General features: G+C 67.5%; 19 protein-coding genes and 2 tRNA genes. 17 read left to right on the forward strand and 4 right to left on the reverse strand.

The window, feature by feature from the left end:
- The first annotated feature begins 10 nt into the window (after positions 1-10).
- Entirely contained in the window at positions 11-775 is a 765-nt protein-coding gene (locus K3U94_RS07900) for a hypothetical protein (RefSeq protein WP_230987498.1), read from the forward strand.
- Here the strand turns inward: K3U94_RS07900 and pepN are convergent, their stop codons facing one another.
- Positions 776-3,340, reverse strand: a complete 2,565-nt coding sequence (pepN, locus tag K3U94_RS07905; RefSeq protein WP_220696152.1) for an aminopeptidase N — start codon at positions 3,338-3,340, stop codon at positions 776-778.
- A gap of 60 nt (positions 3,341-3,400) precedes the next feature.
- Here pepN and K3U94_RS07910 point away from each other — a divergent pair, with 60 nt between their 5' ends.
- The 5 genes from K3U94_RS07910 (at position 3,401) to K3U94_RS07930 (ending at position 6,307) form a co-directional block, all read left to right on the forward strand.
- The gene (locus tag K3U94_RS07910; protein ID WP_047319920.1) at positions 3,401-3,781 is read left to right on the forward strand and encodes a DUF1304 domain-containing protein; all 381 of its coding nucleotides are present in this window, start codon (positions 3,401-3,403) and stop codon (positions 3,779-3,781) included.
- Between the two features lie 79 nt (positions 3,782-3,860).
- Entirely contained in the window at positions 3,861-4,472 is a 612-nt protein-coding gene (locus tag K3U94_RS07915; protein WP_047319921.1) for a DsbA family oxidoreductase, read from the forward strand.
- Positions 4,473-4,513: 41 nt separating this feature from the next.
- Positions 4,514-4,993 (forward strand): ribose-5-phosphate isomerase, encoded by a 480-nt coding sequence (locus K3U94_RS07920; RefSeq protein ID WP_047319922.1) that lies wholly within the window; start codon positions 4,514-4,516, stop codon positions 4,991-4,993.
- A 21-nt stretch (positions 4,994-5,014) separates the two neighbouring features.
- Positions 5,015-5,818: an Fpg/Nei family DNA glycosylase gene (locus K3U94_RS07925; protein WP_220696153.1), complete on the forward strand. Its 804-nt coding sequence runs from the start codon at positions 5,015-5,017 to the stop codon at positions 5,816-5,818.
- A gap of 105 nt (positions 5,819-5,923) precedes the next feature.
- Positions 5,924-6,307 (forward strand): Mtp family mycobacterial-type pilin, encoded by a 384-nt coding sequence (locus tag K3U94_RS07930; RefSeq protein WP_220696154.1) that lies wholly within the window; start codon positions 5,924-5,926, stop codon positions 6,305-6,307.
- 21 nt (positions 6,308-6,328) lie between these two features.
- On the opposite strand, the gene K3U94_RS07935 is transcribed toward K3U94_RS07930, so the two are convergent.
- Both K3U94_RS07935 and K3U94_RS07940 read right to left on the reverse strand, forming a co-directional pair.
- Entirely contained in the window at positions 6,329-7,552 is a 1,224-nt protein-coding gene (locus tag K3U94_RS07935; RefSeq protein ID WP_220696155.1) for a serine hydrolase domain-containing protein, read from the reverse strand.
- 215 nt (positions 7,553-7,767) lie between these two features.
- Positions 7,768-7,841: transfer RNA gene (locus tag K3U94_RS07940), tRNA-Gly, on the reverse strand.
- 136 nt (positions 7,842-7,977) lie between these two features.
- On the opposite strand from K3U94_RS07940, the gene K3U94_RS07945 reads away from it, so the two are divergent.
- The 4 genes from K3U94_RS07945 (at position 7,978) to clpP2 (ending at position 10,843) form a co-directional block, all read left to right on the forward strand.
- A tRNA-Pro gene (locus tag K3U94_RS07945) sits at positions 7,978-8,054 on the forward strand.
- 58 nt (positions 8,055-8,112) lie between these two features.
- Entirely contained in the window at positions 8,113-9,525 is a 1,413-nt protein-coding gene (tig, locus tag K3U94_RS07950; RefSeq protein ID WP_220696156.1) for a trigger factor, read from the forward strand.
- A gap of 95 nt (positions 9,526-9,620) precedes the next feature.
- Positions 9,621-10,199, forward strand: coding sequence for an ATP-dependent Clp protease proteolytic subunit (locus K3U94_RS07955; RefSeq protein WP_047319925.1), 579 nt, complete (start codon positions 9,621-9,623; stop codon positions 10,197-10,199).
- Complete coding sequence (gene clpP2, locus K3U94_RS07960) at positions 10,196-10,843, forward strand: ATP-dependent CLP protease proteolytic subunit ClpP2 (protein WP_047319926.1); 648 nt, start codon at positions 10,196-10,198, stop codon at positions 10,841-10,843. Before K3U94_RS07955 ends, clpP2 begins: the two co-directional genes overlap by 4 nt.
- 31 nt (positions 10,844-10,874) lie before the next feature.
- Here clpP2 and mmuM read toward each other — a convergent pair whose 3' ends face one another.
- Positions 10,875-11,768, reverse strand: coding sequence for a homocysteine S-methyltransferase (gene mmuM, locus K3U94_RS07965; protein WP_220696157.1), 894 nt, complete (start codon positions 11,766-11,768; stop codon positions 10,875-10,877).
- Between the two features lie 265 nt (positions 11,769-12,033).
- Here mmuM and clpX point away from each other — a divergent pair, with 265 nt between their 5' ends.
- The 7 genes from clpX to K3U94_RS08000 all read left to right on the forward strand — a co-directional run bounded on the left by clpX (position 12,034) and on the right by K3U94_RS08000 (position 20,425).
- Positions 12,034-13,317: an ATP-dependent Clp protease ATP-binding subunit ClpX gene (clpX, locus tag K3U94_RS07970; RefSeq protein ID WP_047319927.1), complete on the forward strand. Its 1,284-nt coding sequence runs from the start codon at positions 12,034-12,036 to the stop codon at positions 13,315-13,317.
- Between the two features lie 272 nt (positions 13,318-13,589).
- Positions 13,590-15,545: a 2-oxoacid:acceptor oxidoreductase subunit alpha gene (locus K3U94_RS07975; protein WP_230987500.1), complete on the forward strand. Its 1,956-nt coding sequence runs from the start codon at positions 13,590-13,592 to the stop codon at positions 15,543-15,545.
- Positions 15,542-16,627, forward strand: coding sequence for a 2-oxoacid:ferredoxin oxidoreductase subunit beta (locus K3U94_RS07980; RefSeq protein WP_047319928.1), 1,086 nt, complete (start codon positions 15,542-15,544; stop codon positions 16,625-16,627). Before K3U94_RS07975 ends, K3U94_RS07980 begins: the two co-directional genes overlap by 4 nt.
- A 4-nt stretch (positions 16,628-16,631) precedes the next feature.
- Positions 16,632-17,204, forward strand: coding sequence for a molybdenum cofactor guanylyltransferase (mobA, locus tag K3U94_RS07985; protein WP_220696158.1), 573 nt, complete (start codon positions 16,632-16,634; stop codon positions 17,202-17,204).
- A gap of 856 nt (positions 17,205-18,060) precedes the next feature.
- On the forward strand, positions 18,061-18,384 hold the full coding sequence (locus K3U94_RS07990; protein ID WP_024440781.1) for a transglycosylase family protein: 324 nt from the start codon (positions 18,061-18,063) through the stop codon (positions 18,382-18,384).
- A 94-nt stretch (positions 18,385-18,478) separates the two neighbouring features.
- Positions 18,479-19,735 (forward strand): saccharopine dehydrogenase family protein, encoded by a 1,257-nt coding sequence (locus K3U94_RS07995; RefSeq protein WP_220696159.1) that lies wholly within the window; start codon positions 18,479-18,481, stop codon positions 19,733-19,735.
- A 99-nt stretch (positions 19,736-19,834) separates the two neighbouring features.
- Entirely contained in the window at positions 19,835-20,425 is a 591-nt protein-coding gene (locus tag K3U94_RS08000) for a DUF937 domain-containing protein (RefSeq protein ID WP_047320010.1), read from the forward strand.
- Positions 20,426-20,448: the final 23 nt, after the last annotated feature.

The raw sequence follows: 20,448 nt of genomic DNA on the forward strand, positions 1-20,448 counted from the left end.
CGTGCGGCAGGTGTCTTTAGCCCGCGCCGCCGTCGCGTCGGCCTCCCCGGCGCACCGGGTCTGGCTGGCGAACATCGACCGGCGCGGTGTTGCCCCGCAAGCGGTAACCGAAATCGTTCGCGGGCAGGGCATCACACGTGACAGCTTCCGGGCTTTGGATGTGATGGAGCAGATCACCGACCCGGACGGTAAGAGCTTTTTCGTGATCCCCCGAACAGCCCGCGCCGACGACGCGCGCCGCGCGGCGCTGTTGACTTACCTGCTCAATGCGGGCACCGGTTATGGCCGGCCCGGCGCTCGCAGCGATTTTCCCGAAACGCCGTACGGTGCCGCCGAAGTGCGACGGATCATCGATCGCCAGCGCGCCAATCGCTGGAGCTACGCAGCGGTCCGCAGCATCTGCAACACCGGCGGCTGTGTGGCCACCACCCCGAACGGCGTGCTGATGGTGCTGGGCGGCAATCGAATTCACGGTTCATTCAGCCACCGCGGCGGCACTATGTGGGGCGATCTGTTCCTGGTCAACACCCAGCAGCGCGTCTCCGAACCCGCCCGGCGGCTGCGCGAGATCGTCGAATCCGGCCGACTCGGCCGGGGCGGCCCGGGCCTGGACGCGCTGCTGCATCACGAGGAGATCCACGCTCGGCAGTGGGCTGCCCTGGGACCGATACGGATGCCGGCTCGCTACCTCGCCGAGGAGGCCAAGGCGCGAGTCCTCGGCGGCATCAACAGTTTCGAGAAGGACGCCGGCCTGCGCGACGGGGGATACCGCTGATCAAGCGGTGTCGAAGGTGCGTGCCCGCAGCGACCGCTCCACCCCGGCCCGGCCCTCCACCACCAACCGCCGAAGCGCAGGCGGCACCGAAGGATCGGCGAGAAACGCGTCGGCGGCGTCCAATCCGGACTGGCTGACGTCCCAGCCGGGGTACAGGCCCACCACCACGGTCTGCGCCACCTCGCTGGATCGCCGCTCCCACACACCGGAAATCGCCTCGAAATAGCGAGCGGTGAAGGGCGCCAACAGCTCACCCTGGCCGGGCTGCACGATTCCGGCGATGATCGCCCGGCCGGTGATGTTGGCCAACGTGTCGTCCTCGATCACCTGCTGCCAGGCCGCTTCCTTGACAGCGGGTTCCGGCCGGGCCGCCGAAGCCTGGGCGCCCTGGCGTCGGCCGGCCGCGGTGGGGTCACGCTGGACCTCGGCGTCGATCGCCGCAGAGTCCAGCGTGCCGCTGCGGGCCAGCGCCACCACGATCCGCCAGCGCAGGTCGGTGTCAACGGCCAGCCCGGCCAACCCCTGAGTGGCCGGGTCGGCGTCCAGCAGCGCGGCCAGCACCGCGTTGTGCCGCTCGGCGAGCACCGAGGTGCACAGCGCGTTGACATAGGCCAACTGGTGATCCGAGCCGGGATCGGCGCCGCGGGCCAACTCCAGCAGCCGGTCGGCGAACGCCGGCCAACCCTGCTCGGCGGCCCAGCCCGGCTCGGCGTAGAACCCCAGCGCGGTCTGCGCCTGCAGCAGCAACCGGGCGGCGACACCGACCTCGGTCTCGGCTCCGATGCCGCGTTGCACCAGCGCCACGAAATCCCGGGCGCGCAACTCGGCCTCACGGGTCATCTCCCAGGCCGCCGACCACACCAGGGTGCGCGGCAGCGACTCGGCGATGTCGGCGATGCGGTCGGTGGCGGTCGCCAGCGACTGCGGGTCCAGCCGCAGCGCGCAGTAGGTCAGGTCGTCGTCATTGACCAGGATCAGCTTTCCGCGCGAAACCCCAACCAGGCCGGGAACTTCGGTGCTGGGCCCGTCGATGTCCAGCTCCTCGCGGTGCACCCGCACCAGCCGGCCCGAACAGTTCGGGTCGTCGTCGTAGATCCCCACCGCCAACCGGTGCACCCGAGTCTCCCCGGCACCAGGGGCGGCACCGCCCTGAGTCACCGCGAACCGGGTGAACCGGCCGTCGTCGTCGACATCGAAGTCCGCCCGCAGCGTGTTCAGGCCGGTGGTCTTCAGCCACTGCCGGCCCCAGTCGGACAGATCCCGGCCGGACGCCTTCTCCAGCGCGGCCAGCAGGTCGTCAAAAGTGGCGTTGTCGAACGCGTGCGCGGCGAAGTAGTCGCGCAGACCAGCCAGGAAGTGGTCCAGGCCGACATAGGCCACCAACTGCTTGAGCACGGATGCGCCCTTGGCGTAGGTGATCCCGTCGAAGTTGACCTCCACGGCGGCCAGGTCGGGGATGTCGGCGGCGATCGGGTGCGTCGACGGCAGCTGGTCTTGGCGGTAGGCCCATGACTTCTCCGCGTTCGCGAAGGTCGTCCAGGCGCTGGTGTATTCGGTTGCCTCGCTTTGGCACAGCACCGAGGCGAACGTCGCGAACGACTCGTTGAGCCACAGGTCGTCCCACCAGCGCATGGTGACCAGGTCGCCGAACCACATGTGCGCCATCTCGTGCAGCACGGTCTCAGCGCGTCGCTCATAAGACGCCCGGGTCACCTTGCTGCGAAAGACGTAGTCCTCCAGGAACGTCACCGCTCCGGCGTTCTCCATGGCGCCGGCGTTGAACTCCGGCACGAACAGCTGGTCGTACTTGCCGAACGCATACGGCACACCGAAGTTGCTGTGGTAGAACCCGAATCCCTGCTTGGTCTCGGTGAACAGGCGCTCGGAGTCCATGTGCTCGGCCAGCGATGCCCGGCAGAACAGGCCCAGCGGGATCTCGCTGTGCTCGTCACGGTAGACGTCGTCCCAACGGGCATACGGTCCGGCGATCAGCGCCACCAGGTACGTGCTCATCTTGGGCGTGGCCGCGAAGGTGTGAACACCGCCGTCGACGGCCACCGTGGCGCCGTTGGAGATCACCTGCCAATGCTGCGGCGCGGTGACGGTGATGTCGAAGGTGGCCTTGAGGTCTGGCTGGTCGAAGCAGGCGAACATCCGCTTGGCGTCGGCGGTTTCGAACTGCGAGTACAGGTACACCTCGTCGTCGACCGGGTCGACGAAGCGGTGCAGACCTTCGCCGGTGTTGGAGTAGTAGCACTGCGCGTCGATCTCGACGGTGTTGTGCTCGGCCAGGCCGCTCAGCGCGACGCCGACCGACTCGTCGTAGGCCGAGACGTCGAGGGCGCGGCCGTTGAGGGTGGCGCTGTGGATCGTCTCGGCGGCGATGTCGATGACGGTGTCGGTGCCGGCCAGTGCGTCGAAGGTGACGGTGGTGGTGGAGCGGAAGGTGCGCTCGCCCGGTTTGCCGCTGCCATCGGTCAGGTCCAGGGCGATCCGGTAGTTGACGACGGTGACCGCAGCGGCCCGTTCGGCGGCCTGGTCGCGGGTGAGGTTAGGAAGTGCCACGCCCGCCTACAGTAGCCGCCGGACCGTGCGGACGGGCGCCGGACCGAGTTTAATGAGGCCATGCTCCTCGCCGGTCTGACCTTCGCCGCGCTCGCCGCGGTGTTGCACGTCTACATCTTCGCGCTCGAGTCGCTGAGTTGGACCTCACCGCGCACTCGGGCCGTCTTCGGCACCACCGCCGAGGAGGCCGAGACCACCAAGGCGCTGGCCTTCAACCAAGGTTTCTACAACCTGTTCCTGGCCATCGTCACGGTAGTCGGCATCGCCGCGGTTGCGTTGGACCACAACACCGTTGGGCTTGCGCTGATCTTCGCCGGCGTGGGTTCCATGCTGGCCGCGGCACTGGTTCTGGTGACGTCGTCGCCGGACAAGGCCCGCGCCGCCGTCGTCCAGGGTGCCTTCCCAGCGGTTGCGGTCGCACTGCTGGCGCTGAGCCTGTAACGCGCGGTGCGGGCATAGATGTGCCCGGTGCCGCGTTAGACGTTCCAGACGTGTCCATTGTTGGCTGAGAGGATCGCCCATGCCCGAGAAGTCGCAAGCCGAGTTCTGGTTCGACCCGCTGTGCCCATGGTGCTGGATCACCTCTCGGTGGATCCTGGAGGTCGAGAAAGTCCGTGACATCGACGTCACCTTCCATGTGATGAGCCTGGCCGTGCTCAACGAGGGCCGCGACGACCTTCCGGAGCAGTATCGCGAGGGCATGAAGCAGGCATGGGGTCCGGTGCGGGTTGCGATCGCCGCCGAACAGTTGCGCGGCAACGAGATCCTGCGGCCGCTGTACACCGCGATGGGGACCCGGATCCACAACCAGAACAACAAGGACTTCCCTGACGTGATCGCCGGTGCGCTGGCCGAGGTGGGTCTGCCGGCCGAACTTGCCGACGCCGCCACCACCGACACCTACGACGACGCGCTGCGCGCGAGCCACCACGCCGGGATGGACGCGGTCGGCAAGGATGTCGGGACCCCGACCATCCACGTCAACGGGGTGGCGTTCTTCGGGCCGGTGTTGTCGCGTATCCCCCGCGGCGAGCAGGCGGGCCAGCTGTGGGATGCGTCGGTGACCTTCGCGTCCTACCCGCATTTCTGGGAGCTCAAGCGCACCCGGGGCGAGGCGCCGGAGTTCGACTGACGGCTGGCGGGGGAGCGCACCGGGTCTGAGACAATGACGCCATGCGCGTCTACCTCGGCTGCGACCACGCCGGCTACGAACTCAAAGAACAGATCGTCGAGCACCTGAAGCAGGCCGGCCACGAGCCGGTCGACTGCGGGGCGTTCAGCTACGACGCCGAGGACGACTACCCGGCGTTCTGCATCGCGGCGGCGGCCCGCACGGTTGCCGACCCCGACAGCCTCGGCATCGTGATCGGCGGGTCCGGCAACGGCGAGCAGATCGCGGCCAACAAGGTGCCCGGGGCGCGGTGTGCGCTGGCGTGGAGCACCGAAACCGCCCAGCTGGCCAGGGAACACAACAACGCCCAGCTGATCGGCATCGGTGGCCGGATGCACTCCACCGCCGAAGCGCTCGCGATCGTCGACGCGTTCCTGAGCACCCCGTGGTCGGAGGCCGAACGTCACCAGCGGCGGATCGACATCCTGGCCGCCTACGAACGAAACCACGAGGCACCTCCGGTGCCCGGCGCGCCGGCCTGACGCGGCACAGACTGGACTGACATGCCGGAGGGGCACATCCTGCACCGGCTGGCCCGGCTCCATCAGCGCCGCTTCGCCGGCGCGCCGGTAGCGGTGTCCAGTCCGCAGGGCCGCTTCGAAGCCGGTGCCGCCATGGTCGACGGACAGTCGCTGCTGCGTGCCGAGGCGTGGGGCAAGCATCTGTTCCACCACTACGCGCGCGGGCCGATCGTGCACGTGCACCTGGGCATCTACGGCCACTTCACCGAGTTCGGCCTGGCTGACGGTGGCGTGCCCGACCCGGTCGGCCAGGTCCGGATGCGGATGCTGGGCGCCGAATACGGTACCGATCTGCGCGGTCCGGCCGCCTGCGAAGTGGTCGACGAGGCGCAGGTCGCCGACGTGATCGCGCGGCTGGGGCCCGACCCGCTGCGCGCCGATGCCGACCCGTCCCTGGCCTTCAAGCGAATCGCCAAGTCCCGCAAATCTATTGCTGCGCTACTGATGGACCAGTCGGTGCTGGCCGGGGTGGGCAACGTCTACCGCAGCGAGGTGCTGTTCCGGCACCGGATCGACCCCTACCGACCCGGCGTAGAGATCGGCGAAGCGGACTTCGCCGCGATCTGGGCCGACTTGGCGGCGCTGATGAAGGTGGGCCTGCGGCGCGGCAACATCGTCGTCGTCCGGCCCGAGGACGACCACGGCGCTCCGGCGTACGCGGCCGGCAAGCCGCGCACCTACGTCTACCGCCGCGCCGGCGACCCCTGCCGACTGTGCGGGGCTGCCGTGCGCACCGCGGAACTACAGGGCCGCAATGTGTTCTGGTGTCCGTCCTGTCAGTCCTGACGTCCGGGTCGGCCAGTCAACTCCCAGCGAAAGCCCATGATTTTCAAGCTGTTTGGCCGTTTCTATGGCAGGTCGCTGGCAGGTAGGGCGGCTATAACCGACCGCATGAAACCGTTGAGCAGAATTTCGGCTGCCACCCTTGCCGTTGCGACAGGCACCGGGCTGATCGGGCTCGGTGTCGCCGCCCAAGCTCGCGCGGTGCCGGCGCCGGTCTATCACTGGTGCCCCGGCCAGACCTGGGACACGACGTGGGGCGTGAACTGGGAGAAGAACGAATGCCACGACGATCACCACCGCGATCGCGACGGCAATGACCACAGTCGCGATTTTCATGGCGATGAGCGCGGCCCGGGCGGCTTTGACCAACACGGCCCCCAAGGACCCCATGGTCCCCAAGGACCCCATCCTCAAGGGCCCGGTGGGCCCGAACACCCCGGAGACTTCGACCACCCGGGCAGTCCGGGGCAGCCCGGGGCCGGCCACCGCTGATCCCCGGCCGCAGGCTAAACCTCAGTCGTCGTACACCGTTTCGCGCCGGGGCCGAATCGCCACCCCGAGTGCGCGGTAGATCTCGTTGGACAACACCACGCTGCGCGGGTCGGCATTGGCCTGGGTGTGGTCGAACCGGTTCATCACGTAGCCGTAGCCGATCCGGTGCTCCAGATCGGCGAACGCGAACGACCCGCCGAGGCCGCCGTGACCGAAGATTCTCCGGTTGGGCCCGTTGACCCCCTGGGCGTTGAGCATGTAACCCATGCCCCACCCGTGTTCGGCGACCCGGGGGCCGAGCACGAGATCGGTTTCGGTGCCGCCCTGCAGTACCCGCAGGCGGTCCATGGTGGCCCGGCTGAGCAGCTTCTCCTGCACCAGTGCGTTGTAGAAGGTGGCCATGCCCAGCGCGGAGACCTGGGCGTTGGTGCCGGGGAACTCCAGTTGGCGCCACAGGGTCAGATCGTTGGTGGCGATCTCGTCGTCGGGGGCGAACCCCATCGCGACCGCCAGTCCGGCCTTGGAGTGGTCGTCCAACGAGGTCGGGCGCTTCGGCGCGCCGGCGGAGGACAGCATCTCCCGGATCGTCGGCTTGCCCACCGGGTCGGCGCAGCGGTAGGGCTGCTGGTCGGCCGGCACCCCGATGTGCACCTCGGCGCCGAGCGGCCCGGCGACCTCGGTGCGCAGGTACTGGCTCACTGTCAGTCCGGTCACCCGCCGGACGACTTCGCCGATGATGAAGCCGTAGGTGGTCATGTGGTAGCCCTGCGCGGTGCCGGGGCGCCACCACGGTTCCGCGGCGGCCAACCGCTCGCAGACCAGATCCCAGTCGGTGACGTCGCGCCAGTGCATCGGTTCGCGCGGCCCGATCGCCCCGGAGCGGTGCGCCAGCACCATCGCCAGGGAGATGTCGTCCTTGCCGGCCTGGCCGAACGCCGGCCAGTAGTGGGCCACCGGCACCCGCAGGTCCAGCTCCCCGGCCTCGGCGAGCCGGTGGACGCAGGTGCTGGTCAGGCCCTTGCTGCCGGACAGCACGGTGCTCAACGTGTCTTCTTGCCAGGGCCGCTGCCCCTCGACGTCGACGGAACCGGCCCACAGATTGACCACGAGTTCGCCGTCGACATAGGCCGCCACGGCCGCGCCGAGTTCGTCGCGCTCGGTGAAGTTGCGTTCGAACTCGTCGCGCACCTTCGCAAAGCGCGGGGAGCACGTCCCATGAATGTGGACGTGCCGTGTGCCGCCCATGGCGTGCCTTCCTGCTTGGGAGAATCCCCTTCCGCGGGGCGACGGGGCGATCGGACCCGTGTAGCTCGCTTCGAAGGATAAGTCGGCGGTGTCGTGTGAGTACAGCAGCCCCCGGCCCCGGTCGGCATTTGCCACTGGCCTGGCGCTGGTCATCAGGGGAGACCACCGCTGGAGGCCGTCGAACTGCAGGTCGACGGCCTCCGCGCTGGTCCTCGTGGAGCGGGCGACGGGAATCGAACCCGCGTAGCTAGTTTGGAAGACTAGGGCTCTACCATTGAGCTACGCCCGCATGAATAGCTAGAGCCAGACTGTACCGGCGTGGCGGACCCGAAATCCAATTGCCCCGCCGCGGTGCCTTTGTGGGGCGTTGACAGCAGGTCATTGTGATCACCGATATGCCGGGCCGTAGGATCGCCTGGTCAGTGCGGGGTGTAGCGCAGCTTGGTAGCGCATCCGCTTTGGGAGCGGAAGGCCGCAGGTTCAAATCCTGTCACCCCGACCACTAGCGCGCGCCGCACCCGGCACGACTGACCACGTCAACGATATCGAGGAGTACACCCGTGAAGAGCACCGTCGAGCAGCTGACCCCGACCCGGGTTCGCATCAACGTTGAGGTGCCGTTCACCGAGCTTCAGCCGGATTTCGAGCGGACCTACAAGGAGCTGGCCAAGCAGGTGCGGTTGCCGGGTTTCCGGCCGGGTAAGGCGCCGGCCAAGCTCATCGAGGCCCGTTTCGGTCGTGCCGCGGTGCTCCAGCAGGTGGTCAACGAGGCGCTGCCGAGCCGCTACACCGAGGCGGTCACGACGTCGGACCTCAAGCCCCTCGGCCAGCCCGACATCGAGGTCACCAAGCTCGACGACGGTGAGCAGATCTCCTTCACCGCCGAGGTGGACGTGCGCCCGGACATCACTCTGCCCGACCTGGAGCAGCTCAAGATCTCCGTGGACCCCATCGAGGTCAACGACGAAGAGGTTGACGCCGAGCTCGACTCGCTGCGCGCCCGGTTCGGCACCCTGACCGGTGTCGACCGCCCGGCCGCGAAGGGCGACTTCGTCTCGATCGACCTGGACGCCACCATCGACGGTGAAGCGGTTGAAGGGGCTGCCACTGAGGGGCTGTCGCACGAGGTCGGATCGGGTCAGCTCATCGAGGGCCTCGACGACGCCATCGTGGGGCTGTCGGCCGGTGAGAGCAAGTCCTTCACCACCAAGCTGGCGGCCGGTCCGCAGGCCGGCAAGGACGCTGAGGTCACGGTCACGGTTCAGGCGGTCAAGGAGCGCGAGCTGCCCGAGGCCGATGACGAATTCGCGCAGCTGGCCAGCGAATACGACACCATCGCCGAACTGCGCGAGAACCTCGTCGAGCAGGTGGGCCGGACCAAGCGCATTCAGCAGGCCGAGAAGGTCCGTGAGGTGACGCTGGAGACCCTGGTCGAGCAGGTCGAGATGCCGCTGCCCGAGGCCGTGGTGCAGGCGCACGTCGACAATGCCCTGCACAACGCCCTGCACGCTGTGGACCACGATGAGAACAAGTTCGCCGAGTCGCTGGCCGAGAAGGGCTCCTCGCGCGCCGAGTTCGACGCCGAGACCCGCAGTGAGGCCGAGAAGTCGGTGAAGACCCAGCTGCTGCTCGACGCGCTCGGCGACAAGCTGGAGATCCAGGTGGGGCAGAACGACCTCACCCAGCACCTGGTGCTGATGGCCCGTCAGTACGGCATCCCGCCGCAGCAGTTGGTGCAGTTCCTGCAGCAGAACAACCAGCTGCCGGCGGTCTTCGCCGACGTGCGCCGTGGCATGGCGCTGGCGGCGGCGGTGCGTGCGGCTGCGGTCAGCGACACCGACGGCAACGAGATCGACACCGCTGAGTTCTTCGGCACCGACGAATCCGGTGACGAGGCGGACGAAGCCGCCGAGGCCCTGGCCGCCGCTGAGGAAGCGGCCGAGGAAGCCGCCGAGGCTGCATCCGACGAGTGACGCTGTAAGCGAACGAAGCCGGTTCGGACCGCCCTGAGCCGTCCCGGTTGGTTAGGGTCGGTGCATATGAATCTCGAGAAAGCAGGTATCCCACTGTGAGCCAGCCCGGACTGAATCTCGTCGACTCGGTATACGAGCGCCTACTGCGAGAACGCATCATCTTCCTGGGGTCGCAGGTGGACGACGACATCGCCAACCGGCTGTGCGCTCAGATCCTGCTGTTGGCCGCCGAGGACCCGACCAAGGACATTTCGCTCTACATCAACTCCCCGGGCGGTTCGATCAGCGCGGGGATGGCGATCTACGACACGATGGTGCTGGCGCCGTGTGACGTCGCCACCTACGCGATGGGGATGGCCGCCTCGATGGGCGAGTTCCTGCTCGCGGCGGGCACCAAGGGCAAGCGCTACGCCCTGCCGCACGCCCGAATCCTGATGCACCAGCCGTTGGGCGGGGTGACCGGCAGCGCCGCCGACATCGCCATCCAGGCCGAGCAGTTCGCGGTCATCAAGAAGGAGATGTTCCGGCTCAACGCCGAGTTCACCGGGCAGTCCATCGAGCGGATCGAGGCCGACTCCGACCGCGACCGCTGGTTCACCGCCCAGGAAGCCCTGGAATACGGCTTCGTCGATCACATCATCACCAGCGCCCACGTCAACGGAGCCACGTCATGAACCCCGAAACCTTGCGAGCCATCGCACCGCAGGCGCGCTACATCCTGCCGTCGTTCGTGGAGCACTCCAGCTGGGGCGTCAAGGAGTCGAACCCGTATAACAAGCTGTTCGAAGAGCGCATCATCTTCCTGGGCGTCCAGGTCGATGACGCCTCGGCCAACGACATCATGGCCCAGTTGCTGGTCTTGGAGTCGCTGGACCCGGACCGCGACATCACCATGTACATCAACTCCCCGGGTGGTTCGTTCACATCGCTGATGGCGATCTACGACACCATGCAGTACGTGCGGGCCGACATCCAGACGGTGTGCCTGGGTCAGGCCGCCTCGGCTGCGGCGGTGTTGCTGGCGGCGGGCACCCCGGGCAAGCGGATGGCGCTGCCCAACGCACGGGTGCTGATCCACCAGCCGTCGCTGTCCGGCGTGATCCAGGGCCAGTTCTCCGACCTGGAGATCCAGGCGGCCGAGATCGAGCGGATGCGGACCCTGATGGAGTCCACCCTGGCCCGCCACACCGGCAAGGACCCGGAGGTGATCCGCAAGGACACCGATCGCGACAAGATCCTCACCGCCGCCGAGGCCAAGGAGTACGGGATCATCGACACCGTCCTGGAGTACCGGAAGCTGTCGGCGCAGACCGCCTGATTTTTGCGCGAGATCGCGCTCACGCAGACCGTCACTCGCACTTTTCCTGCGTGAGCACGATTTCGGCGATATCGCTGATGTCGGCCGGCCCGACCCGGCAGCAACCGCCCACGATGCGTGCTCCGGCGGCAACCCACTGCGGCACCAGCGCGGGGGAGAAGCACCTCGGCCCCGTCCACCTCCCGGACTCCCAGCGCTCACCGCTGTTGGGGTAGACGATCACCGGCTTGCCGGTGACCTCGCGGGCAATCTCGATCGCCGGCAGGACATCGTGTGGGGCGCAGCAGTTCACCCCGACAGCGACAATCTGCGGTACCTCGGCGGCCACCGCGAAGGCCTCCGCGAGTGGCTGTCCGGCGCGGGTCTTCGTGCCGTCGATCGTGTAGCTGAGCCAGGCCGGCACATTCACCTCGCAGACCAGACTTACCAGGGCCGCCGCCTCGTCGAGGTCCGGCACCGTCTCCAACGCGAGCAGGTCGGCGCCTGCGCCGGCCAGCACCTCCAGCCGCGGCCGGTGCCACACCGATAACTGTGCGACCGAAAGTCCGTACCGGCCAAGGTATTCCGAGCCGTCGGCGCGGGCGGCGCCGTACGGACCGACCGACGCCGCAACCCAGCGCCCGCTTGCGCCGCCGCCGGCTTCGCGGGCCAGGTCCACACTGCGGCGCAGCAGCGCCTCGGCCGCGTGACGGCCGATGCCGCGGGCGGCGAACCCGTCGAAGCTTGCCTGATAGCTGGCGGTGGTCGCGATCTGCGCGCCCGCCGCGTAGAACGCGCTGTGAACGGCCGCAATGTCGCGGGGAGACTCGACGAGCAACCGCGCCGACCACAGCGGGTCGGAAAGATCAAAGCCGCGGGCTTCCAGCTCCGTCGCCAGCCCCCCATCGGCGACGAGCACGGTATCGTCGGGCACGGCGAACCCCACGCTGGCCACTGTAGAGCTGGAAGGCTTCGGCTGTCTCACAGCCGGGTAACGCCCCCGAAACGCTCACGCCACGCCAGCGCGTCACACTCCGGGTGCGGCGCCTTGGGCGATATGTTCTTGGAGCAGGCAGACGGGGCCAGTGATGAATACCAACGACGCGATTCGGCCTTATCGGTCGCCTCGCACCGGAATGAACGGGTAGCGTCGGAGCAGACACCGGCACCCCGACGACAGACGGCGAACAGGAAGTAGGTCCTAACGCACTATGGCGCGCATTGGAGACGGCGGGGACTTGCTGAAATGTTCGTTCTGCGGCAAGAGCCAGAAGCAGGTCAAGAAGCTCATCGCGGGTCCGGGCGTCTACATCTGCGATGAGTGCATCGACCTGTGCAACGAGATCATCGAAGAGGAACTGGCCGACGCCGACGACGTCAAGCTCGACGAACTGCCCAAGCCCGCGGAGATCCGGGAGTTCCTGGAGGGCTACGTCATCGGTCAGGACACCGCCAAGCGCACTTTGGCGGTGGCGGTCTACAACCACTACAAGCGCATCCAGGCCGGCGAGAAGAGTCGGGATTCCCGCTCCGGTGAGCCGGTTGAGCTGACCAAGTCCAACATCTTGATGCTCGGGCCCACCGGCTGCGGCAAGACCTACCTGGCCCAGACCCTGGCCAAGATGCTCAACGTCCCGTTCGCGATCGCCGACGCCACCGCGCTGACCGAAGCGGGTTACGTCGGTGAAGACGTCGAGAACATTCTCCTCAAACTGATTCAAGCGGCCGACTATGACGTCAAGCGCGCCGAGACCGGCATCGTCTACATCGACGAGGTCGACAAGATCGCCCGCAAGAGCGAAAACCCGTCGATCACCCGCGACGTCTCCGGCGAGGGAGTGCAGCAGGCGCTGCTGAAGATCCTGGAGGGCACCCAGGCCTCGGTTCCGCCGCAGGGCGGCCGCAAGCACCCGCACCAGGAGTTCATCCAGATCGACACCACCAACGTGCTGTTCATCGTGGCTGGTGCTTTCGCCGGACTGGAGAAGATCGTCTCGGACCGGGTTGGCAAGCGCGGCTTGGGATTCGGCGCCGAAGTCCGGTCGAAGGCCGAGATCGACACCACCGACCACTTTGCCGAGGTCATGCCCGAGGACCTGATCAAGTTCGGTCTGATCCCGGAGTTCATCGGCCGGTTGCCGGTGGTGGCCTCGGTGACCAACCTCGACATGGAGTCGCTGGTCAAGATCCTGTCGGAGCCCAAGAACGCGCTCGTCAAGCAGTACACCCGGCTGTTCGAGATGGACGGGGTGGAGCTTGAGTTCAGCCAGGACGCGCTGGAGGCCATCGCGGATCAGGCCATCCACCGGGGCACCGGTGCGCGCGGGCTGCGGGCCATCATGGAAGAAGTGCTGCTGCCGGTCATGTACGACATCCCCAGCCGCAACGACGTCGCCAAGGTCGTGGTGACCAAGGAAACGGTGCAGGACAACGTGCTGCCGACCATCGTGCCGCGCAAGGCATCCCGCAGCGAGCGTCGCGACAAGAGCGCCTGATCGGGAGCGGCGCTCGGTGCGCCGCGCAAAGTTACTCGTGAGTACCGAGCTTTCTTAGAGTTGGCTCCCGCGTGAACGTGATGAAAACCACATTTCCGTCTTGAGTTGACCGCGAACCCCGGTGTGACATCGATATTTAACACTGAGTAACCCGAATTTCGACACGGTGTGGCGTCGTATGGTCTATAAGAGCGGTGCAATAATCGGTACTGCCAGTGACAGAAAAACTTGTGGGTGCGCCAGCCGTGCTGCGCGGGCCCGGGTGGACAGTGATGGAAGGCGGGGCCGTGGGGCCGAGTGGTAACGGAGTCGGGTCGGCACCCGGGCGCCAAAAACTCGAGAAGGTCGTCATCCGTTTCGCCGGTGACTCCGGTGACGGCATGCAGCTCACCGGCGATCGCTTCACCTCCGAGGCGGCCCTGTTCGGCAACGACCTGGCCACCCAGCCCAACTATCCGGCCGAGATCCGCGCACCTCAGGGCACCTTGCCCGGTGTTTCGTCGTTCCAGATCCAGATCGCCGACTTCGACATCCTCACCGCCGGTGACCGCCCCGACGTGCTGGTGGCGATGAACCCGGCGGCGCTGAAGGCCAATATCGGCGACCTGCCGCGCGGCGGCATGGTGATCGTGAACTCCGACGAGTTCACCAAACGCAACCTGGCCAAGATCGGCTATGAGACCAACCCGCTGGAGACCGAGGAACTCTCCGACTACGTCGTGGTCCCGGTGGCGATGACCTCGCTGACGCTGGGTGCGGTCGAGGCGATCGGTGCGACCAAGAAGGACGGCGCCCGGGCCAAGAACATGTTCGCCCTCGGCCTGTTGTCCTGGATGTACGGCCGGGAGCTGGAGAGCAGCGAGCGCTTCATCCGGGAGAAGTTCGCCAAGAAGCCCGACGTCGCCGACGCCAACGTGCTGGCGCTGAAGGCGGGCTGGAACTACGGCGAGACCACCGAGGCGTTCGGCACCACCTATGAGATCGCCCCGGCCAAGCTGCCGGCGGGTGAGTACCGCCAGATCTCGGGAAACACCGCGATGGCCTACGGCGTGATCGTCGCCGGCCAGCTGGCCGACACCCAGGTGGTGTTGGGGACCTACCCGATCACCCCGGCCTCGGACATCCTGCACGAGCTGTCCAAGTACAAGAACTTCAACGTGCTGACCTTCCAGGCCGAAGACGAGATCGCCGGTATCGGCGCGGCGATCGGCGCCTCCTACGGCGGCGCGCTGGGCGTCACCAGTACCTCTGGTCCGGGGTTGGCCCTCAAGGCCGAGGCGTTGGGCCTGGCCGTCATGACCGAGCTGCCGCTGTTGCTGATCAACGTCCAGCGCGGTGGCCCGTCGACCGGCCTGCCGACCAAGACCGAGCAGGCCGACCTGATGCAGGCGCTCTACGGACGCAACGGCGAGTCGCCGGTGGCGGTACTGGCGCCATGCACGCCCTCGGACTGCTTCGACGCGGCCATCGAGGCCGTCCGGATCGCGCTGACCTACCGCACTCCGGTGGTGCTGCTCTCCGACGGCGCGATCGCCAACGGCTCCGAGCCGTGGCGGATTCCCGACATCGCGGCGATGGAGCCCATCGACCGCAACCTGGCCAAGGCCGGCGAGGACTTCGCGCCGTACGCGCGCGACCCGCAGACCCTGGCCCGGCAGTTCGCCATCCCCGGCACGCCGGGCCTGGAACACCGGATCGGTGGGCTGGAGAAGGCCAACGGCTCCGGAGCGATCTCCTACGAGCCGGCCAACCACGACCTGATGGTGCGGCTGCGCCAGGCCAAGGTCGACGGCATCGAGGTTCCCGACCTGGTGGTCGACGACCCGTCCGGAGACGCCGAGCTGCTGATGCTGGGCTGGGGCAGTTCCTACGGCCCGATCGCTGAGGCCTGCCGGCGGGTCCGGCGCGGCGGTATCAAGGTTGCGCAGGCGCACCTGCGCTACCTCAACCCGCTGCCGGCCAACCTGGGTGAGGTGCTGCGGCGCTACCCCAAGGTGGTGCTGCCGGAGATGAACCTGGGCCAGTTGGCACTGCTGCTGCGCGGTCGCTACCTGGTCGACATCCAGTCGGTGACCAAGGTGACCGGCCAGGCGTTCCTGGCCGACGAGGTCGAGGGGATCATCGACGACGCGCTGGCGGGCACGCTGGCCGATCGGGAGAACGAGAAGGCGTCGCTGGCCAGGGCCGCGGCGGTCACCATTGCGGGTACAGCAGGAGCGAACTCATGACCACCACCGAAGCCCTCGGCTCGCTTGTCGGTACCGATCTGGGGCTGACCGCGCTGAGCGGGGTCCCCACCACCGACGAGCCGCAGAAGTCCAAGGACTTCACCTCCGACCAGGAGGTGCGCTGGTGCCCGGGCTGTGGCGACTACGCCATCCTCAACTCCGTGCGCAACTTCCTGCCCGAGCTGGGGGTGCGGCGCGAGAACGTGGTGTTCGTCAGCGGGATCGGCTGCTCAAGCCGTTTCCCCTACTACATGAACACCTACGGGGTGCACTCGATCCACGGTCGTGGCCCGACCTTCGCCACCGGTCTGGCGACCGCCCGCGAAGACCTCAAGGTGTTCCTGATCACCGGTGACGGCGACGCGCTGTCGATCGGCGGCAACCACCTGATCCACACGCTGCGACGCAACGTCAACATCACCATCCTGCTGTTCAACAACCGGATCTACGGCCTGACCAAGGGCCAGTACTCGCCGACGTCGGAGACCGGCAAGGTCACCAAGTCGACGCCCTTCGGTTCGCTGGACAACCCGTTCAACCCGATCTCGCTGGCTATCGGCGCCGAGGCGACGTTCGTCGGGCGTGCCCTGGACTCCGACCGCAAGGGCCTTACCGAGGTCCTGCAGGGTGCGATGGCGCACCGAGGCTCGGCGCTGGTGGAGATCCTGCAGGACTGCCCGGTGTTCAACGACGGCTCCTTCGACCTGCTGCGCAAGGAAGGTGCGGAGAGCCGCATCATCAATGTCCGGCACGGCGAGCGCGTCGTGTTCGGCGCCGAGGGGGAGTACTGCGTCATCAAGTCCGGCTTCGGGCTGGAGGTCGCCAAGACCGCCGACGTCTCGGCCGAGCAGATCGTGGTGCACGACGCCACCCAGGCCGACTCCTCGTACGCCTTCGCACTGTCGCGGCTCTCCGAGCAGGACCTGTCGCACTTCCCGATGGGCATCTTCCGCAAGGTCACCAAGCCCACCTACGACGACCTGGCGCGCGCGCAGGTCGCCGAGGCCAGGCAGTCGACCGCCCACGACACTGCCGCACTTCAGGCGCTGCTGCGTGGTCGCGACACCTGGACTGTCGACTGACGCCATGACTGCCGGTCGGTTGGCCGGTGTCGTGCTGGCCGGCGGCGCCTCGCGCCGGATGGGCCGGGACAAGGCCACTCTGACCGTGCCGGGCCGCTTCGCCGGTCTGACCCTGGTGGAACACCTGGTCTCGGTGCTTGCGCAGCGCTGCGACCCCGTCTTCGTGGTGGCCGCCCAGGGCCAAGCGCTGCCCGATCTTCCTGCGCAGGTGCTGCGCGATGAGGTGCCCGGGCTGGGTCCGTTGCCGGCTATCGGGCTGGGGTTGCGAGCCGCGGCGCGGGACGGCGCCCAGCGCGCCTTCGTCTGCGGGGTCGACATGCCTTTTCTGACAACGGAATTGATCGACACGTTAAGTGCTGCCGCGGCCGATATCGTGCTGCCGCACGCCGACCGCGACCACTATCTGGCCGGGGTGTATCGCACCACGTTGGCCGACACCGTCGATGCCTTGGTCGCCGCCGGGGAACGTCGGGTGGGCGCGCTGATCGACGGGGCTGACGTCCGCCGGGTCGTGCTGGCCGATGCGTCCCCGCTGGCCAATCTCAACTCGCCGGACGATGTTGCCGGCCTGCTCTGAGTCGCTACTTCAGCAAATGCGGTTTGTAGTCGTAAACAAAGCGCGATGCGGCGTGCGTAGATAGCGAAATAAATCGTCGTATTATCTGCGCGAGATGCAGAGATTATTGGCGGAACGCGGAATCGATGGACCCCTCCGATTCTCGGACGGCCGGCGCCGGGCGGCGGAATCGCTTGTAGCCCAAGGTAATTGAATCAGGGCCTCGACAGGCGGTGCATGTCGAGGCGGGCCGGGTCAAAACATTGACTCGGCCGGGCCAATTACTGGCGGCTTCGGTGGTCGCGGATCTTTTCGCCTGCTTGGGGCGCTTCGGCCCGTCCTGGTTCGATGACCTGCGAATTTTGGGGCGTCTGATGCTGCTGGGGCCTATGTAGTGTCCGGTTTTCGGCTCGGTGAGCGGCAAACGGCCCCCGAGTCCCCTCATTTCCAGTGGTCCAGCCCACAAAAACCCCGTGATCTGACTCACGGTCGCCGAGGTGTACTGCCGTGTCGACGGAACGCCTAAAGCGGCTGCTGACCTGCTATAACCATTCCCGACGGTGGTGTGATTCTTTCGTTATCTGCCCGAAATAGTCGCGTCATGCGGTTGGACTTGTCGCATGAACGTTTCGTAAGTTTCCTCTCGCCCTAATGCGGGGCAAACAAATTGAATCGACGGAACCGCGTGTGAGCGGGGCCGCGGGCGGCCCTTCGAACGCCTCCGCGGTGCCGGGTGTCAACCCGGCGGGCGATCTGCCCCCGCTGTCGTGCCTGACCTAGACGGCACGTCTCGAAGACCACTCCCGCCTGGACCCCAGGCATGCCGGCCCACTTGCCGTGGGCGCACTTCGGCGCGCGCGCTGCGAAAGGAACGATGTTGAAGAACGTCCGCAAGCCCCTGACCCTGGCCGCGATCGCCGGCGCCCTGATCACCGGCGCGGTCGCCCTGTCCGACGCCACCGCCAAGGCGGACAGCGTCAACTGGGACGCCATCGCGGCCTGCGAGTCGGGCGGCAACTGGTCGATCAACACCGGCAACGGCTACTACGGCGGACTGCAGTTCAACGCCGGCACCTGGCGTGCCAACGGTGGCAGCGGCATGCCGCACAACGCCAGCCGTGCCGAGCAGATCCGGGTTGCCGAGAACGTCCTGCGCAGCCAGGGCATCGGTGCCTGGCCGGTGTGCGGCCGTCGCGGCTGAACATCCCTCTAGCGCTATCGACGACGGCGCCGGGCGAGCAGCCCGGCGCCGTCGCCGTCGGAAGGGGCTCCGGCCGGCGAGTAGCGTCGGGCGGGTGCCTGACACGCCTCGTGAGCTCGACATCGTCCTCTATGGAGCCACCGGTTTCGCAGGGAAGCTGACCGCCCAGTACCTGGCCCGCGCCGGCGGCGCCGCCCGGATCGGGTTGGCGGGCCGCTCGGCGGAGCGGCTGCGCGAGGTCCGCGACGGCCTCGGATCCCGAGCCCAAGGCTGGCCGACCCTGATGGCCGACGCCGACAAGCCCACAACACTGGCGGCGATGGCGGCCCGGACCCGGGTGGTGATCACCACCGTCGGCCCCTACACCCGTTATGGAATGCCCTTGGTGGCGGCCTGCGCCGCGACGGGCACCGATTACGTCGACCTCACCGGCGAGACGCTGTTCGTGCGGGAGAGCATCGACCGTCACCACAAGCAGGCGGCCGACAACCGGGCCCGGATCGTGCATGGCTGCGGCTTCGACTCCATCCCGTCGGATATGAGCGTGTACGCCCTGTATCGGGCGGCCCGCGACGACGGCACCGGGGACCTGCTCGACACCGACTACGTGGTGCGAGGGTTCTCCGCCGGGGTGTCCGCCGGCACGCTGGCCTCGATGATCGAGTTCCTGGGCGCCGCCGCCAACGATCCGAAGGCCCGACGCCAGCTGTCGGATCCCTACACGCTCAGCTCGGATCGGTCCGCCGAACCCCGATTGGGCCCCGAGCCGGACCTGTCCTGGCGGCGGGGCCAAGATATCGCGCCGGAGCTGGACGGAATCTGGACCGCCGGTTTCGCCATGGCGCCCGTCAACACCCGCATCGTGCGGCGCAGCAACGCACTGCTGGATTGGGCCTACGGTCGCCGCTTCCGCTACGCCGAGCACATGAGCGTCGGCTCGTCGGCTGCCGCACCTGCGCTGTCTGGATTGGCGACCGGGATGGGCAAGGTGACCTTCGGGGTCGGCGGCCACGTCCTGCGGCTCCTGCCGAACGGATTGCTGGAACGGGTGTTGCCCAAGCCGGGAACCGGACCCAGCCGCAGCCGGCGCGAGAACGGCTACTACCGCATCGAGACCTACACGACCACCAGCGGCGGAGCCCGCTACCGGGCGGACATGGCGCAGCGGGGTGACCCCGGCTACCAGGCCACCTCGGTGCTGTTGGGCGAGAGCGCTTTGGCCCTGGCGCTGGACCGCGACGCACTGTCCGACCACTACGGTGTGCTGACCCCGGCGGCCGCGATGGGTGACGTGCTGCTGTCCAGACTGCCCGCGGCGGGGGTGACGCTCGAGGTTTCCCGGCTGCGTTGACCGCGGCTCAATTGGCCGGTGCCGGCCACTGATCTTTCCGCTAGTGTCATTTTCGACCGCTGCCCGTAGCAGCACCCAGTAAAGAAGGTGGAATCTCTCATGGCCGGCCTCGACGATCTCTTTGCTCAGATCCCCATCCAAGACATCGCCAACCAGCTCGGCGCCGACTCGGGTGAAGTGGACAGCACCATCCGTACCCTGGTGCCGGTGCTGGTCAGCGGTTTGAGCCAGAACGCCCAAGACCCGGGTCAGGCCGACAGCATTGTCAACACCGCCGCCACCTTCGCCGCTCAGGGACTGCTGGACAACGCTTTCGGCGCCAGCCAGTCGCAAGGCCAACAGGTGATCTCCACCATCTTCGGTGGCAACGACACCAACCAGGTCGCCTCGGCGCTGTCCGGTGCCGGCGCCGGCAACAACGACCTGCTGCAGAAGCTGTTGCCGATCATCGCGCCGATCGTGCTCGCCTACATCGGCAAGCAGCTGACCGGCCAGAAGGCCGAGCCGGCCCAGCAGCAGGCCTCCGGTGGCGGCCTCGGTGATGTCCTGGGCAGCATCCTGGGCGGCATGGCCGGCGGCGGCGGCGCCAAGAACCAGTCGATGGGCAGCATCCTGGGCAACATGATCGGCGGCAAGACCGGCGGCGCCATCGGCGACATCCTCGGCGGTCTGCTCGGCGGCAAGAAGTAGCCCTACCTGCGTGAGCAGTCGTG

Origin of the sequence: Mycolicibacter heraklionensis (genome assembly GCF_019645815.1) — a bacterium.
Classification (GTDB): domain Bacteria; phylum Actinomycetota; class Actinomycetes; order Mycobacteriales; family Mycobacteriaceae; genus Mycobacterium; species Mycobacterium heraklionense.